The following is a 15,245-nucleotide window of genomic DNA, read 5'->3' on the forward strand; positions in this document are numbered from 1 at the left end:
CGGTAGTTAAGCCTTCCAGCGCCGATGGTACTGCACTCGTGAGGGTGTGGGAGAGTAGGACGCCGCCGAGCATTCTTTGCCTTCAGGGGCACCCGGTTGGTCGGGTGCCCCTGAAGGCTTTTTTCAGTTCTGACCCGAGCCGACGCAGATGAACGGTCGGCGCAGCGGGCGTGGTAGCGGACCCGCAGCGCCGGGAGCGAGTCGCGGCTGGTCACGATCACGAAGCAGCTCGGGCTGCCCCGGCAGCAGCGGGTGGAAGCGGATGCCGCCGGACACGTCCCGCGCCTGGACGAACGACTCGCCGGAACCGACGAACGCGTTCCGGTGCCGCGGCTCCTCGCGCCCCAAGCCAGCCTCCCTCCGCCCGGTCAACGGTAGCGCCGCGCGTGTGCCGTTCGGCCGCGACTAAGTTCTCGTCCATGCGCCACGACCCCGACGACCCCCGCACCCTGCGCCGCTCCGGCGGGGACGCCGCCGTCCAGGCCGACCTGGCCACGAGCCCGTTCCGGATCGACCGGGACCGCGTGGCGAGTTCGCCGTTCTTCGCCCGGCTCGGCGGCGTCACGCAGGTCGTCAGCTCGACCGGCTCCGGCCTGCTGGTGCACAACCGGCTCACGCACAGCCTGAAGGTGGCGCAGGCGGCGCGGGCGATCGCCGAGCGGCTCACCGCGCGGGCCGACCTGGCGAGCCTGCTGGACAAGCTCGGCGGCTGCGACCCGGACGTGGTGGAGGCGGCGTCGTTGGCGCACGACCTCGGGCACCCGCCGTTCGGGCACCTCGGCGAGGAGGTGCTCGACCGCCTGGCCCGGCACCGGTTCGGGTTGTCCGACGGGTTCGAGGGCAACGCGCAGTCGTTCCGCATCGTCACGACCACGGACGTGCGCGGCCCGGCGGCGGTCGGGCTCGACCTGACGGTGGCGGTGCGCGCGGCGATGCTGAAGTACCCGTGGACGCGCCTGTCGTACCCGACCCCGCACCCGCGGGACCTGCCCGCCCCGCCGCGCGGCGCGGCCGAACCGGTGGACGCGCCGGGCACCGGTTCCAGCAAGTTCTCCGCCTACGTCACCGAGCTGGAGGACGTGGAGCAGGCCCGTGCGTGCTACGCGGGCCGGGTGGAGCCGTGGCAGCAGACGGTCGAGGCGTCGGTCATGGACACCGCGGACGACATCGCCTACGCCATCCACGACCTGGAGGACTTCCACCGCGTGGGCGTGCTCCAGCACGCGACGGTGTCGGCCGAGCTGAACACGTGGCTGGACCGGGCGGTGGAGCTGGCGGGGCTGAGCGCGGCCGACCTGGCCGCCCAGGAACGCCGGCCGGGTCGTTCGCTGGAGGCGCTGCGCCGCCGGCTGCACGCGAAGGACTCGTGGGCGGTGGACGACGACGCGTTCGCGCACGCGGTGGCGAAGGTGCGCGCCGAGCTGGTGGACGGCCTGCTGGCGGTGCCGTTCGACGGCTCGGTGGAGGCGGAGCAGGCCGTCGCCGGGTTCTCGGCGCGGTGGACGCGTCGCCTGGTGGACTCGGTGGGCGTCGTCGAGGAGCCGACGACCCGGTCCGGGCACGTGGTGCTGGCCGTGCCGCAGTGGCACGAGGTGCAGGTGCTGAAGTTCGTGCACCGCCGGTTCGTGCTGCAGCGCCCCGACCTGGCGCTGCACCAGCGCGGCCAGGCGCGGCTGCTCACCGCGCTGGTCGAGGCGCTGGAGCAGTGGGTCACCGACCGGCACGAGGCGAACCGGCTGCCGCGGCGGCTGCACGACCTGGTCGAGTTGGCGGGCGAGGAGTACGCGACGCTCGCCCGGACGGACCCGTCCGTGCTGGTCGGGGCCACGGGGGAGACGCCGTCCGGGCCGGACGCCGTCCGGGCGCTGGCCCGTGGCCGGGCGGTGGTCGACTTCATCGCCTCGCTGACCGACAACCAGGCCGCGGCGCTGCTCGACGCGCTGTCCGGGCGGACCGGTCAGCTGTGGACAGATGCTTTTGTACTGTGAAATGTGATGGATTCACGGTCTGAGAAGTAGGCCGAACGGTGGCAGACGGTACTTGGCCGTGCGCAATACGTTGACCCCTCGGTCGGAGACATCCGATCGCAGGTCGCGTGCGTCGGGGGCACGCACGAGCTGGGGGAGACGCCTGTGCGCTCACCGGAACGTCGTTCACGAAGAAACGCGCTGATCGCGGCGGGGGCCGCCGTGCTGCTGACGGTGGGCGTCACGTCGCCCGCCACCGCCGACCCGACCAAGGCGTCCAAGGGCGTCGAGGAGAGGACCGCCGCGCAGATCGCGGCGTTGCAGGACATCAAGAAGTCGCTCACCGCGGCCGAGTCCAAGGTGGACAGCGCGCTCGTGGTCGAGCAGCGCCGCCGGTCGAGCGCCACCACGTTCAACCGGCTCCCCGCGCTGCAGACGGGGGTCGCGGTCCACAGCGGAAACACCGTTCTCGTGGACATCCGCGCGGTCAAGGTCACCGACGAGCTGGTCTCGGCCGTGAAGGCCGCGGGCGGCGGCATCCGCTCGGTGTCCACCGAGGGCGGGACGGTCCGCGCGCAGCTGCCGCTCAACGCGCTGACCAGCCTCTCCGCCCGCGGCGACGTGCGTCGCGTGGAGACCGCGGTCGAGTACAAGACGTTCAACAAGCAGGACCGCAAGGCCGATCCCGCGCCCTCCAAGGAGGACAAGGCCCGCGAGATCGAGGCCCGCACCCTGGAGGCCCTGGTCGGGCCGCAGGCCGTGCGGACCGGCGAAGGCGACCGGGCGCACGCCGCCGACACCGCCCGCGACCAGTTCCGCGTCACCGGCACCGGTGTGAAGCTGTGCGCGCTGTCCGACGGCGTCGACTCGCTGGCCACCTCGCAGGCCGCCGGCGAGCTGCCCGCGGGCGTCGAGGTCCTCCCCGGTCAGGAGGGCTCCGGCAACGAGGGCACCGCGATGCTGGAGATCCTCCACGACATCGCGCCGAACGCGAGCCTCGGCTTCGCCACCGCGATCAACGGCGACGCGAGCTTCGCCGACAACATCCGCGCCCTGCGCTTCCAGCTCGGCTGCGACGTGATCGTGGACGACATCCTGTACTTCAACGAGTCGCCGTTCCAGGACGGCGTGATCGCGCGGGCCGTGGACGCGGTCGCCGCGGACGGCGCGCTGTTCTTCTCCTCCGCCGGCAACGAGGGCAACGTCGCCGACGGCACGTCCGGCCACTGGGAGGGCCAGTTCGTCGACTCCGGCGTCGGCATCGGCAAGTTCGCCGGCACCGCCCACGACTTCGACCCCGCGCCGAACGCCAAGCAGGTGTTCAACCCGCTGTCCGACAGCTCCGGCAACGTGCCCGTGACGCTGTTCTGGTCCGACCCGCTGGCCTCGTCGTTCAACGACTACGACCTGTACCTGACGAACTCGCAGGGCAACGTGGTGGCGTTCAGCCAGGGCGTGCAGGACGGCACCCAGGACCCGTACGAGCGGCTGACCACGCCCGCGAGCGCGTCCGGCCTGCGGTTGGCCGTGGTGAAGTTCCGCGGCGAGGACAAGTACCTGGCGCTGTCCGCCCTGGGCGGCCGCTTCAAGGACTCCGCGGACGGGCTGAAGAAGTTCGCCACGCCCGGCGTGACCCGCGGCCACTCCGCGGCCAAGGGCGCGATCAGCGTCGCGGCGGCCCCGGCGAACAACCCGCTGCCGTTCGACCTGGAGCCGGGCGACCCGGCCAACCCGCGCGGCCCGTTCCCGAACGCGTTCGACGGCACCCAGAAGCCGGAGCGGTTCACCTCCGACGGCCCGCGCCGGGTGTTCTTCGCGCCCGACGGCACCCCGAGCCCGGAGGTGCGGCAGAAGCCCGACGTGACCGCCGCGGACGGCGTGCAGACCAGCGTGGCCGGGTTCAACCCGTTCTTCGGCACGTCGGCGTCCGCGCCGAACGCCGCCGCCATCGCGGGCCTGGTGCTGTCCGGCAACCCCGGCCTGTCGCCCGCCGAGGTGCGGCAGGCGTTGACCGCCACCGCGATCGACATCGCCGAGGCGGGCACGGACAACCGGACCGGGGCGGGCGTCGTGCGCGCCGACCTGGTGCTGGCCTACACCGGCGCGTCGCCGCAGCCGCTGGCGAAGGCGGCGAAGCCGTCCGTGGTCAACGACGCCGACGGCAGCCAGTACCTCAAGCCGGGCACCACGGCGACGGTCACCGTGCCGGTGGTCAACTCCGGTGACGGCACCGCCGCGTCGACCAGCGTCGTGCTCACCACGCCCACCGCGGGCGTGACGATCGCGCCGCGGTCGAAGTACTACGGCAACGTCGAGGTCGGCCAGACGGTGACCAACACGTTCAAGGTGACCGTGCCCGCGTCCGCGGGTGTGGGCTCGGCGGTGCGGCTGGACGCGCGGGTGACGTTCGCCGGGTCGACGTCGCCGACGACCGCCTCGTTCGCGTTGAACGTCGGCGAGCCGTCCCGCGACGCGAAGACGTTCGCCTACACCGGGCCGGTCGTGGCCATCCCGGACAACGACGCCACCGGCGCCTCGGTGCAGATCCCGGTCAGCGGCGTCGGCCGCGGCTCGAAGATCGTGTTCACCGTCGACGGCGGCACCTGCAGCGCCGACATCGGCGCGACGGGCGTCGGCATCGACCACACGTTCGTCGGCGACCTGGTCGGCACGCTGACCTCGCCGTCCGGCGCCACGGCGACGGTGTTCCAGCGCAACGGCTCCAGCGGCAACAACCTGTGCCAGGTCGTGTTCGACGACTCCGCCGCGCAGCCGTTCTCGTCGGTGACCAGCAACCTCGCGCCGTTCACCGGCACGTGGCGGCCCACCACCGCGCTGGGCGCGCTGCTCGCCGAGCCGGTCGACGGCACGTGGACGTTCAAGGTCGTGGACACGGCCGCGTCCGACCGCGGCTCGATCCGCTCGGTCTCGCTGAAGATCAACGGTTACGTCTGAGTGACGGGAAAGGGCCCCGGGAGCGCGCTCCCGGGGCCCTTTCCGGTCCGTGTTACTTCGGCCACTCCCAGCGGATGCCGAACACGCCGGGCCCGAACCCGAGCGCCACGGCGTGCACGCCACCGGCCGCGTCCAGGGCCAGGTTCCGGCGCCGCGACGGGGTGTCGTCACCGGCGGGCACGCTGAACTGCTGGCAGCGGGCGGGCAGGTTCGACTGGTCGAACCGCACCTCGATCACGTACTCGCGCACCGGCAGCCGGAACTTGCGGGCGAACGTGTTGTTGCCCGCCGGGTAGTGCCCCTCGGCGAACAGCAGCTCGTACTCCATGATGATGGTCTCGCCCCTGGTCAGGGGCCGGTCGAACATCATCTCGGCGGCCATGATGTTGGCCTCGGTGTCCTCGACCACGCGGCCGAGGTGGCAGTTGCGCAGGTTCACCACCTGCGGCAGCACGTTCGCCTGCTCGGTCTCGAACACCAGCGCCCAGCGGTCCGGGCCGTCCTGCTCCGCGCGCAGGATCTGCCGCACCCACACCGAGCGCTGACCGCCGTCCGCGGCGATCTCGATCCGGTCGTGCTGGCTGATCCGGCCCAGCTTGACGTCCGACGACGTGTCCACCTGGGTGAGCAGGTTCGCCACCCGCTCGCGGCGCGCCCACAGCGCGTCGATCGGCATCATGGTGGTCGGCCGGGACCGCCTGCCCCGGGGCCGCGGCGGGCCGAGCAGCGCGGACAGGCCCGCCTGCGGCACGCCCAGCACGGTCTCCAGGTGGCGCAGCGCCTCCAGCGACTCGGGCCGCTCGGGCCGGCGCCTGCCGGACTGCCAGTAGCTCAGCGTCGCGACGCTGATGGTGACCCCGCGCAGCGCGAGCCGGTGCTGGATGCGGTCGAGGCTCAGCCTGCTCGCTTTGATCGCCGCTCTCAGCGCCTCCGGGAACGGTCCCGTGGTGAGAAGCTGCGCAAGACTGCCGTGGCCCGTCGAGTCGAGTTCGTCGACGGACAGGTTGGGTCGACCGGCAGCGTTGGTCATTGTGACTCCCCGCTGTCATGAGATCACGCCCCAGTGACCCTACCCGCCAACGCAGGGCGTTGGTGCCTTCCGAGCGGAGTCATTGGTTGGGCCGTACGGGTTACGAGTTCACTGGGATGGGCATCGTTCTGTCAAGTGGTGAACATCCGTGCTCTTCCCTTTGTAAACCCGCCGGTAACATTGTGCAACGGCCGCTTCGGTGTCCTGGCGTCGGCCCCTTCGGTCCTGGTACGGGCGGTGCCCGTTCGGCCGATCCCGTTCGCCCCGCCGGCCACGGGCCGTTGGCGTGCGGTGATCCGTTGGGCCTACTGTGTGCCCGGTGACGGCCGCCCAGGACCTCGTGCCCCTGCCGGAGGACCCGCTGACCGGGGTCGCCGCCGCCGTGCTCGGCGCGGGCCCCCACGCGGTGCTCGACCTGCTCGACGTCGCGCGGCACCACGGCGGCCCGCCGGTAGACGTCGTCCGCGCGGGCGACGACCTGCTGCCCCGCCTGGCCCACGAGAACGCGCTCGACCAGGCGCTGCGGCTCGCCCGGGCGGCGCTGCGGCCCGGCGGCCTGTTCGTCGCCGCCGTCCCCGAGCTGGACAAGCTCGGACCGCTGCGGCCCACCGCGCCGCCGCCGAAGGTGTCCGGGCGCGGACCCGACCGGCAGGTGACCGTGCAGCTGTGGGACTGGGCGGCCGACGGCGAGTCCTACGCCCTGGAGGTCGTGCGGCTCGTGCGCGGCGCGGAGACGTGGGAGGTGGCCAACACCGTGTCCACCCGGCACCGGGTGCTGTCGCCCGAGCAGGTGGCCGCCGCGCTCACCGACGCCGGGTTCGGGGCGGTGCAGCGGCTCGCGCCCGCCGAGTGCGGCCACCCGCTGCCGGTCTGGGTCGCGGTGGCATGAGCAGGGTCCGCCCGGTCGCCGGCGGCGGACGGGCGGTGGAGGTCGCCCCGGAACGCCTGGACGGGTGGTTCTCCCGGTTCGCCGCCCGGCACGGCGGCGTGACCTCGACGTCCGTGGCGCCGGACCGGGTCCTGGTCACGGCGGCGGACGGCGCGACGGCCTCGGTGGCGGCCGCGTTCGGCGCGTTCGGCTCCCCGGGCGTGTTCGACGGCCTGGTCCTCGACGGCCTGCTGGCGCACGCGTCCGCGTCCCGGGTGGTGGGGTTGCTGCTGGTGCGGCTCGGCGGGCACAGCGTCGGGGTGGCGCGGGACGGTGTGGTGCTCGTGTCGGCCACGGACAGCCGGCAGGTGCACGGGCGCAACAAGGCGGGCGGGTGGTCGCAGCAGCGGTTCGCGCGGCGTCGGGAGGGGCAGGCGCGGGTCGCCCTGCGGGCCGCGGCGGACGACGCGGCCCGGGTGCTGGCCCCCCGGGTCGGCTCGCTGGACGCCGTCGTGCTCGGTGGCGACCGCCAGGCGTTGGACGCCCTGCGGGACGACCGCCGGCTGGCGGAGGTGTTCGCGCTCGCGTCACCGCGCGTGTTGGACGTGCCGGAGCCGCGGCGGGCGGTGCTGGAGGAGGCGGCGCTGCGGGCGCGGGCGGTGGAGGTCGTGGTCCGGGAACCGGCCGGGAATTCGTGACAACCCCCGACCGCCCCGACCGCATGGATAGGGGTGAGGAACCCCCGAACCGCGGTGGTCCCCGAACCCGAGGAGCAGTCTTGCTGCGCAAACGACTCGTGCTGGCGGCGGGTGCCGTCGTGCTCGGCGGCATCGCCGTGGCCGGGACCGCGTTGGCGTCCGGCGGGGGCGACGAGGCGCCCGTGTCCACCACGCCGCCGGCCACCACCTCGACGGTGACGACGTCGCCGGTCGCGGTGACCCCGTCGCCCACGTCGGTCGAGGTCACGCCGCGGCCCACGTCGGTCGAGGTCACGCCGTCGCCCACGTCGATCGAGGTGACCCCGCGCCCCACGGTGACCACGAGCCCCGGCGGCGACCGGCCCACCACCAGCCCGCCGGCGACCACCGCGTGGACCACGTCGCCCGGGGCGTCGTTCCCGGCGACATCGCCGCCGCTGCCCACGCCCACGACGGTGTCCGCGGAGCGCTGACGGCGTGAACTGGGACGCGGAGTTCACCCACTTCTTCGACCGGTGCGCCGACTCGATGCGCTTCACCGCGTTCCTGTTGTGCGGCAACCACCACGAGGCCGAAGACGTGGTGCAGTCCGCGTTCCTCAAGCTCTACCTGGCCGGGCCGCGGCTGGCGCGGCGCGACGGGTTGGACGCCTACCTCCGGCAGATCGTGGTGCGCACGTTCCTCGCCGAACGCCGCCGGGCCCGGTGGAAACGGGAGAAGCTCACCGACGTCGTGCCGGAGGTGCCGGCGGAGGACTCGTTGAGCGAGGACAGGCTGGTGGTGTGGCAGGCGTTGAGCGCCGTGCCGGCCAAGCAGCGGGCGACGCTCGTGCTGCGGTACTGGCACGACCTGGGAGTGGAGGAGACGGCCGCCGCCCTCCGCTGCTCGGTGGGCACGGTGAAGAGCAACACGAACCGCGGCCTCAAGGCGCTGCGGCAGAGGCTGGGACCGGCGTTCGGCCCGTTGTGGGAGGAGGTGACGCGCGGTGCTCGAGGATGAGCTGAAGAAGATGTTCGAGGAACTGAACACCCAACCCGTGCCGCGCACGTTCGGTGCGATGGACATCGTCCACCGGGGCGTCGGCGTGCGGAAACGTCGCAGGACCTACGCCGTGGCCGCGACCGGCACCGGCACCGCGGTGGTCGCGGTGGTGATCGCGTTCGCCCTCAACCAGCCCTCGCACGGCTCCGACAACGACCCGGCCGTCCCCCCGGGGCCGGGCAGCTCCACCAGCCGCCCGGCCACGACGACCCCCGCCACGCAGCCGGAGAGGTCCTCGACGACCGTGCCACCGACACCGACCTCGACCACCCCCTTACCCGAGCACATCACCACGAGCCCGGACTCCCCGACGTGGACCAGGACGACCACCGTGACCGCCGGCCCGCCACAAACCACCCGCCTGTGACCTCCCCCCGGGCCACAGGCCATGCCGACCGCGCCCGGCCTCTCCCGCGACCACCGGCGGGATGCCGCGGGTGCGAGCGGTGGCGGTAGCCGTTGTCGGTCGGCACCCGGCGCACGGTGACGCCCGCGGCCTGGCGGAACGCCCGCACGTGGTCCGGAACGCGGCGGTCGTCCGGTCTTCGCGCGCGGGATCCCGGTGCGGTCCGAGCGGGTCGGGTGAACCGCGCCGGTCCCCGTCCCGCGACACCCTCGCCCCGGCGTGCCCAGGTCGTGCTTCACCGGTGAGGTGACGGGCGGCGTATCGGTGCCCGGAACGCAGGTTGGCGACCGGGCAAACCCGACACCGGAGACCTCGTGGCCGGTGCAGCGGCACGACCCGACCGACGCGCAGGGGGCGCTGCTGCGACCGCTGGTGCCCGTCGGCCGCAGGCCGGGTCGTCCGCCGAAGTGGAGCGAGCGGCAGCTCATCGACGGCATCCGGTGGAAGGCGCCTGTTCGCGCGGCAGCGGGCGGCGGCCACCCGGGCCGACGAACCCGCCGTCCGCTACCGGGCCACCATCGCCGTCGCCGCCGTCGCCATCCGGCCACGCCACAGCTGGAACACGGGCCTAACCCAGGCTGCCGGTCGCCAGCAGCCCGCCGTCCACCCGCACCGTCTCCCCGGTGATCCACCCCGCCGCGTCCGACGCCAGGAACGCGACCAACCGCGCCACGTCCTCCGGCGACCCGAGCCGCTTCATCGGGTACAACGCCGCCGCCTCCTCCTCGCGCCCGGTGTAGAGCGCCTCCGCGAACCGCGTCTTCACCACCGCCGGCGCCACCGCGTTCACCCGCACCTTCGGCCCGAGCTGCCAGGCCAGCTCCTCCGTCAACCGGATCAACGCCGCCTTGCTCGCCCCGTACGCCCCGATCACCCCGGTCGACCGCAGCCCGCCCACCGACGCGATGTTCACCACTGCGCCGCCGTGCTCGGCCATCCACGCCTTCCACGCCAACTGCACGAACCCCAGCGCGGCCACCACGTTGACGTCGAAGATCTTCCGCACCGCGTCCAGGTCCGCGTCCACCAACGCCCCGAACACCGGGTTGATGCCGGTGTTGTTCACCAGCACGTCCAGCCGGCCGAACCGCGCCACCGTCTCCTCGACGGCCCGCGCCCGGTCCTCGGCGCTGCCCGCGTTCCCCGGCACCGCCAGCACACGATCGGGTGAGACGCCCGCCGTGGCGGCGAGCGACTCGGCCGCCGCCGTCACCGCCTCCGCCTTGCGCGACGTGATGGTCACCGACGCGCCGCGCGACAGCAGCTCCAGCGCGATGCCGTGCCCGATGCCCCGACTGGCGCCCGTGACCAGGGCCGCCCTGCCCGTGAAGTCCGAAGTCATAGCGGCAATCTATGCCGGTGGACACACCGGGCTAATCCGGTGGCGCGCACCCCGTAGACTGGGCACGTGGTCGTTCTGATCGAGTAGGTCCCGCGCCAGCCGCGCCGTCGACCTCGCACGACCACATCCCCGGAGTAAAACTTGATCACCGCAACCGATCTCGAGTTGCGCGCGGGCTCGCGCGTCCTGCTGTCCGGCGCCACCCTGCGCGTCCAACCGGGCGACCGCATCGGCCTCGTCGGCCGCAACGGCGCCGGCAAGACCACCTCCCTGCGCGTCCTCGCCGGCGAAGGCCAGCCGTACGCGGGCGACGTGCGTCGCACCGGCGAGCTGGGCTACCTGCCGCAGGACCCCCGCGAAGGCGACCTGTCGGTCATCGCCAAGGACCGCGTCCTGTCCGCCCGCGGCCTGGACCAGCTGCTCCGCGACATGGAGAAGATGCAGTCCACGATGGCCGAGCTGGTGGACGACGACGAGCTGCAGACCGCCGTCCGCAAGTACGGCCGCCTCGAAGAGCGGTTCGCCGCCCTGGGCGGGTACGCCGCCGAGAGCGAAGCCGCCCGCATCTGCGCCAACCTCGGCCTGGCCGACCGCGTGCTCGCCCAGCCGCTGCGCACGCTGTCCGGCGGTCAGCGCCGCCGCGTCGAGCTGGCCCGCATCCTGTTCGCCGCCTCCGAGGGCGGCGTCGGCACCAAGTCCAGCACCATCCTGCTGATCGACGAGCCGACCAACCACCTCGACGCCGACTCGATCGCGTGGCTGCGCGGGTTCCTCAAGTCCCACGAGGGCGGCCTGGTCGTGATCAGCCACGACGTCGAGCTGCTGGACGACGTCGTGAACAAGGTGTGGTTCCTCGACGCCACCCGCGGCGAGGTCGACATCTACAACATGGGCTGGAAGAAGTACCTCGAAGCCCGGGCCGCGGACGAGAAGCGCCGCCGCCGCGAACGCGCCAACGCGGAGAAGAAGGCCGGCGCGCTCATGGCGCAGGCCGACAAGATGCGCGCGAAGGCGACCAAGGCCGTCGCCGCGCAGAACATGGCCCGCCGCGCCGAGAAGCTGCTGGCCGGCCTGGAGGACACCCGCCAGGCCGACAAGGTCGCCAAGATCCGCTTCCCGCAGCCCGCCCCGTGCGGCAAGACACCGCTGACCGCCGAGGGCCTGAGCAAGTCCTACGGCTCGCTGGAGGTCTTCACCGGCGTCGACCTGGCCATCGACCGCGGGTCGCGCGTGGTCATCCTCGGGCTGAACGGCGCGGGCAAGACCACCCTGCTGCGGCTCATCGGCTCCATGGAACGGCCCGACAGCGGCGAGGTGGTCAAGGGCCACGGCCTCAAGCTCGGCTACTTCGCCCAGGAGCACGAGACCCTCGACCACCAGGCCACGGTCTGGCAGAACATCCGCCACGCCGCGCCCGACGTGCCCGAACAGCAGTTGCGCTCGCTGCTGGGCACGTTCCTGTTCAGCGGCGAGCAGCTCGACCAGCCCGCGGGCACGCTGTCCGGCGGCGAGAAGACCCGGCTCGCGCTGGCCGGCCTCGTGTCGAGCGCGGCGAACGTGCTGCTGCTGGACGAGCCGACGAACAACCTCGACCCGGCCAGCCGCGAGCAGGTGCTCGACGCGCTGCGCCGCTACGAGGGCGCGGTCGTCCTGGTCACGCACGACCCCGGCGCGGTCGAGGCGCTTGAGCCCGAGCGGGTGATCCTGCTGCCCGACGGCACGGAGGACCACTGGTCCCAGGAGTACCTGGAACTCGTGCAGTTGGCCTGACCCAAGGGATTCCGCCGCCGGCCCCGCAACGTGAGCATTGGTCGACCGTCGGTGATCGAACGACCGCTCGCAGATCATTTCGCTTGATCACCTGGCGTTCTTGGTCTTCGTGTTCGATCATTGCGACGACAGGGGCTTACGAAGGCCCGACCTGCTGTCTACGGAAGGCGGGACAAGGTGGCTGACCTGAAGAAGGGCGCCCGGATCACCGGCGCCACGCGGGACAAGCTGGCCGCTGACCTGAAGAAGAAGTACGAAAAGGGCGCGAGCATCCGGGCATTGGCCGAGTCGACCGGACGCTCCTACGGCTTCGTGCACCGGGTGCTCAGCGAATCCGGTGTGCAGCTGCGCGGTCGCGGTGGCGCCACCCGCACGAAGAAGAAGTAAGCTACCCTCCGGTAACCACACGGCGTCGAGGAGAGACGACGCCTGACGAAACCCGGAGGTTCGCGCATGTCGGCACCGACCACCATCGACGCCGGCCTGCTGGAACGCGGAGGCGTGCGGCTCGTCGTCGACGGACCGCGCGCGACGATCACGCTCGACCGTCCCGACGTGCTGAACGCACAGACGCCCTCGACCTGGGTGGCGTTGCGGACGATCGGCGAGCACCTGGGCCCGGACGTCCGCGTCGTGGTCGTCCGGGGTTCCGGTCGTGCCTTCTCCGCCGGGCTCGACCGGCGCATGTTCACCGGCGCGCCGGTGGAGGGCGAGCCCGGTCTGCCGGACGTCACCCGACGCGGACCCGAGGCCGGCGCGGCGCTGATCGCGGAGTTCCAGGAAGGCTTCCGCTGGCTGCGCGACCCGGCCAGGGTGACGGTCGCCGCCGTGCGCGGGCACGCGATCGGCGCGGGCTTCCAGCTCGCCCTCGCGTGCGACTTCCGCGTGGCCGCGGACGACGTCAAGTTCTGCATGGCCGAGACCTCCCTCGGCCTGGTGCCCGACCTGGGCGGCACGTTGCCCCTGGTGCGCCTGGTCGGGTACGCGCGCGCGGCCGAGATCTGCCTGACCGGTCGGCGCGTGGGCGCCGAGGAAGCGCTGCGGATCGGCCTGGCGAACTCCGTCGTGCCCGCCGACGAACTGGACACCGCGGTCGACGACCTGGTCGCCCAGGTGCTCAAGCCGATGCCGGGCGCGGTGCGCGAGACCCTGGCACTGCTCGCGTCGGCCGCGGACGGCGCCGGCGAGGAGGACCAGCTCCGCGCCGAGCGCGAGGCCCAACTACGCCGCCTCGCCGAGCTGTCCGCCCTGACCGGCCAGTCCTGACCAGCACTTCCACCTCGGGCTCAAACACGATCGGGTGAGATCCGGCCAAAAGTGTACGGAAACACTGTTACCGCACCTCGGTTGATTATGACGAGCCCTCGACCACCCCGCCGTGCCAACCCACCCCCACCCGCCTCCAACCACCACCGCCCCCGCACACCTCCCACTCCGCACACCTCCCACTTCGCACACCGCCCGAGCCAGGGAACCGCCGATCCACCCGAGCCGCGAAAAAATCTCCGCGAACTTCGCCGGACGATGTCGAGAACCCGCGGCCGGCTCCGTCCCAGGGGTGTAAGCGAGCCAGAACGGGTCGCAAGAGCACCAAGGAGACGACGATGGCCAAGTACCTGCTCCTCAAGCACTACCGCGGCGCTCCCGACGCGGTGAACAACGTGCCGATGGACCGGTGGACGCCGGAGGAGGTCACGGCGCACATCAAGTACATGAACGACTTCGCCGACCGGCTCAAGGAGTCCGGCGAGTTCGTCGACGCCCAGGCGCTCGCCCCGGAGGGCACGTTCGTCCGGTACGACGGCGAAGGCCGCCCGCCGGTCACCGACGGCCCGTTCGCCGAGACGAAGGACCTGATCGCCGGCTGGATGGCGATCGACGTCGACAGCTACGAGCGCGCCGTCGAACTGGCCGGCCTCCTGTCCGCCGCGCCCGGCGCGAACGGCGAGCCGATCCACGAGTGGCTCGAACTGCGCCCGTTCCTCACCGAGCCGCCCACCATCACGGAATGACGTCGCACGTGGACGAGGCCCTGCTGCGGAGCCTCACGCCGAGCGTCCTCGCGATCCTCGTCCGCCGCGGAGCCGACTTCGCGGCGGCCGAGGACGCCGTGCAGGACGCGCTGGTCGAGGCGATCCGCGTCTGGCCCGCCGACCAGCCGCGGGACCCGAAGGGGTGGCTGGTCACCGTGGCCTGGCGGCGGTTCCTCGACGCGACCCGCGCCGAGGACGCCCGCCGGCGACGCGAGGACCAGGTCCACGAGGAACCCCCGGCCGGACCCGCGCCCGAAGTGGACGACACGCTGCAGCTCTACTTCCTGTGCGCCCACCCGTCGCTGACGCCGTCGTCGGCGGTCGCGCTCACGCTGCGCGCCGTCGGCGGCTTGACGACCCGGCAGATCGCCGAGGCGTACCTGGTGCCGGAAACCACCATGGCGCAACGCATCAGCCGCGCCAAGCGCACCGTCTCCGGCGTGCGGTTCGACCAACCGGGCGACGTCGCCACCGTGCTGCGCGTCCTCTACCTGGTGTTCAACGAGGGCTACTCGGGCGACGTCGACCTCGCCGCCGAGGCGATCCGCCTGACCAGGCAACTCGCCGCCGCGATCGACCACCCCGAGGTCGCGGGCCTGCTCGCGCTCATGCTGCTCCACCACGCCCGGCGCGCCGCCCGGACCACGCCGGACGGCGACCTCGTCCCCCTGGCCGAGCAGGACCGGAGCCGGTGGGACACCGCCGCGATCGCCGAGGGCATCGAAATCCTGCAAACCGCCCTCGCCCGCGACCGGTTGGGCGAGTTCCAGGCCCAAGCCGCCATCGCGGCGCTGCACGCCGACGCGCCCACCGCCGAGGAGACCGACTGGGTGCAGATCGTCGAGTGGTACGACGAGCTGGCGCGCCTGACCGACAGCCCGGTCGTCCGGCTCAACCGGGCGGTCGCGGTGGGTGAGGCCGACGGCGCGCGGGCGGGCCTGGCGGCGCTCGCGGAACTCGACACCTCGCTGCCGAGGTACACCGCGGTGGCGGCGTACCTGCACGAACGGGACGGCGACCTGGCGACGGCGGCACGGCTGTACGTCGAGGCGGCCGGGAAGGCGACCAACCTCGCCGAGCGCGCCCACCTGACCCGCCAGGCCGCCCGGCTCAACGTCCTCCGTGGACGTTGAGC

General features: G+C 72.7%; 15 protein-coding genes and 1 rRNA gene. 13 read left to right on the forward strand and 3 right to left on the reverse strand.

From position 1 onward, the window contains the following. Window positions 1–71, forward strand: a 5S ribosomal RNA gene (rrf, locus tag ACWEFJ_RS21350); the annotation flags it as partial. A gap of 52 nt (window positions 72–123) precedes the next feature. Here the strand turns inward: rrf and ACWEFJ_RS21355 are convergent. Beyond that, window positions 124–348, reverse strand: coding sequence for a hypothetical protein (locus tag ACWEFJ_RS21355; RefSeq protein ID WP_449714788.1), 225 nt, complete (start codon window positions 346–348; stop codon window positions 124–126). 71 nt (window positions 349–419) lie between these two features. On the opposite strand from ACWEFJ_RS21355, the gene ACWEFJ_RS21360 reads away from it, so the two are divergent. Both ACWEFJ_RS21360 and ACWEFJ_RS21365 read left to right on the forward strand, forming a co-directional pair. Then, on the forward strand, window positions 420–1,988 hold the full coding sequence (locus ACWEFJ_RS21360) for a deoxyguanosinetriphosphate triphosphohydrolase family protein (RefSeq protein ID WP_449714789.1): 1,569 nt from the start codon (window positions 420–422) through the stop codon (window positions 1,986–1,988). A gap of 180 nt (window positions 1,989–2,168) precedes the next feature. Then, window positions 2,169–4,922, forward strand: coding sequence for a S8 family serine peptidase (locus ACWEFJ_RS21365; RefSeq protein WP_449714853.1), 2,754 nt, complete (start codon window positions 2,169–2,171; stop codon window positions 4,920–4,922). A 52-nt stretch (window positions 4,923–4,974) separates the two neighbouring features. On the opposite strand, the gene ACWEFJ_RS21370 is transcribed toward ACWEFJ_RS21365, so the two are convergent. Then, window positions 4,975–5,952 carry a hypothetical protein gene (locus ACWEFJ_RS21370; RefSeq protein WP_378092279.1) on the reverse strand — a complete coding sequence of 326 codons (978 nt, stop codon included), beginning with the start codon at window positions 5,950–5,952 and terminating at the stop codon, window positions 4,975–4,977. Between the two features lie 319 nt (window positions 5,953–6,271). Between ACWEFJ_RS21370 and ACWEFJ_RS21375 the strand changes: the two genes are divergently transcribed. From ACWEFJ_RS21375 to ACWEFJ_RS21395, 5 genes are all read left to right on the forward strand, one after another. Continuing rightward, complete coding sequence (locus tag ACWEFJ_RS21375) at window positions 6,272–6,841, forward strand: hypothetical protein (RefSeq protein WP_449714790.1); 570 nt, start codon at window positions 6,272–6,274, stop codon at window positions 6,839–6,841. Continuing rightward, window positions 6,838–7,518, forward strand: coding sequence for an acVLRF1 family peptidyl-tRNA hydrolase (locus ACWEFJ_RS21380; RefSeq protein WP_449714791.1), 681 nt, complete (start codon window positions 6,838–6,840; stop codon window positions 7,516–7,518). Before ACWEFJ_RS21375 ends, ACWEFJ_RS21380 begins: the two co-directional genes overlap by 4 nt. An 80-nt stretch (window positions 7,519–7,598) precedes the next feature. Beyond that, on the forward strand, window positions 7,599–7,991 hold the full coding sequence (locus ACWEFJ_RS21385) for a hypothetical protein (RefSeq protein ID WP_449714792.1): 393 nt from the start codon (window positions 7,599–7,601) through the stop codon (window positions 7,989–7,991). 4 nt (window positions 7,992–7,995) lie between these two features. Beyond that, window positions 7,996–8,517: a SigE family RNA polymerase sigma factor gene (locus ACWEFJ_RS21390; RefSeq protein WP_378092271.1), complete on the forward strand. Its 522-nt coding sequence runs from the start codon at window positions 7,996–7,998 to the stop codon at window positions 8,515–8,517. Then, window positions 8,504–8,926, forward strand: coding sequence for a hypothetical protein (locus ACWEFJ_RS21395; protein WP_378092269.1), 423 nt, complete (start codon window positions 8,504–8,506; stop codon window positions 8,924–8,926). Before ACWEFJ_RS21390 ends, ACWEFJ_RS21395 begins: the two co-directional genes overlap by 14 nt. A 607-nt stretch (window positions 8,927–9,533) precedes the next feature. Here ACWEFJ_RS21395 and ACWEFJ_RS21400 read toward each other — a convergent pair. Continuing rightward, window positions 9,534–10,307 (reverse strand): SDR family oxidoreductase, encoded by a 774-nt coding sequence (locus tag ACWEFJ_RS21400; protein ID WP_378092267.1) that lies wholly within the window; start codon window positions 10,305–10,307, stop codon window positions 9,534–9,536. A 141-nt stretch (window positions 10,308–10,448) separates the two neighbouring features. On the opposite strand from ACWEFJ_RS21400, the gene ACWEFJ_RS21405 reads away from it, so the two are divergent. The 5 genes from ACWEFJ_RS21405 (at window position 10,449) to ACWEFJ_RS21425 (ending at window position 15,243) form a co-directional block, all read left to right on the forward strand. Then, the gene (locus ACWEFJ_RS21405; protein ID WP_378092265.1) at window positions 10,449–12,077 is read left to right on the forward strand and encodes an ABC-F family ATP-binding cassette domain-containing protein; all 1,629 of its coding nucleotides are present in this window, start codon (window positions 10,449–10,451) and stop codon (window positions 12,075–12,077) included. Window positions 12,078–12,254: 177 nt separating this feature from the next. Then, entirely contained in the window at window positions 12,255–12,464 is a 210-nt protein-coding gene (locus ACWEFJ_RS21410; protein ID WP_015103570.1) for a helix-turn-helix domain-containing protein, read from the forward strand. Window positions 12,465–12,530: 66 nt separating this feature from the next. Further along, entirely contained in the window at window positions 12,531–13,343 is an 813-nt protein-coding gene (locus ACWEFJ_RS21415) for an enoyl-CoA hydratase/isomerase family protein (protein WP_449714793.1), read from the forward strand. Between the two features lie 338 nt (window positions 13,344–13,681). Beyond that, window positions 13,682–14,089, forward strand: a complete 408-nt coding sequence (locus tag ACWEFJ_RS21420; RefSeq protein ID WP_449714794.1) for a YciI family protein — start codon at window positions 13,682–13,684, stop codon at window positions 14,087–14,089. Next, on the forward strand, window positions 14,086–15,243 hold the full coding sequence (locus ACWEFJ_RS21425) for an RNA polymerase sigma factor (RefSeq protein WP_449714795.1): 1,158 nt from the start codon (window positions 14,086–14,088) through the stop codon (window positions 15,241–15,243). Before ACWEFJ_RS21420 ends, ACWEFJ_RS21425 begins: the two co-directional genes overlap by 4 nt. The last annotated feature ends 2 nt before the right edge of the window (window positions 15,244–15,245 follow it).

The organism is Actinosynnema sp. NPDC004786, from assembly GCF_053601135.1.

What these genes read in the sequence shown, in the direction of transcription:
- ACWEFJ_RS21425 (WP_449714795.1), top strand. Translation starts at nt 14,086, where the DNA reads ATGACGTCGCACGTGGACGAGGCCCTGCTGCGGAGCCTCACGCCGAGC.
- ACWEFJ_RS21420 (WP_449714794.1), top strand. Translation starts at nt 13,682, where the DNA reads ATGGCCAAGTACCTGCTCCTCAAGCACTACCGCGGCGCTCCCGACGCG.
- ACWEFJ_RS21415 (WP_449714793.1), top strand. Translation starts at nt 12,531, where the DNA reads ATGTCGGCACCGACCACCATCGACGCCGGCCTGCTGGAACGCGGAGGC.
- ACWEFJ_RS21380 (WP_449714791.1), top strand. Translation starts at nt 6,838, where the DNA reads ATGAGCAGGGTCCGCCCGGTCGCCGGCGGCGGACGGGCGGTGGAGGTC.
- ACWEFJ_RS21360 (WP_449714789.1), top strand. Translation starts at nt 420, where the DNA reads ATGCGCCACGACCCCGACGACCCCCGCACCCTGCGCCGCTCCGGCGGG.
- ACWEFJ_RS21370 (WP_378092279.1), bottom strand. Translation starts at nt 5,952, where the DNA reads ATGACCAACGCTGCCGGTCGACCCAACCTGTCCGTCGACGAACTCGAC.
- ACWEFJ_RS21400 (WP_378092267.1), bottom strand. Translation starts at nt 10,307, where the DNA reads ATGACTTCGGACTTCACGGGCAGGGCGGCCCTGGTCACGGGCGCCAGT.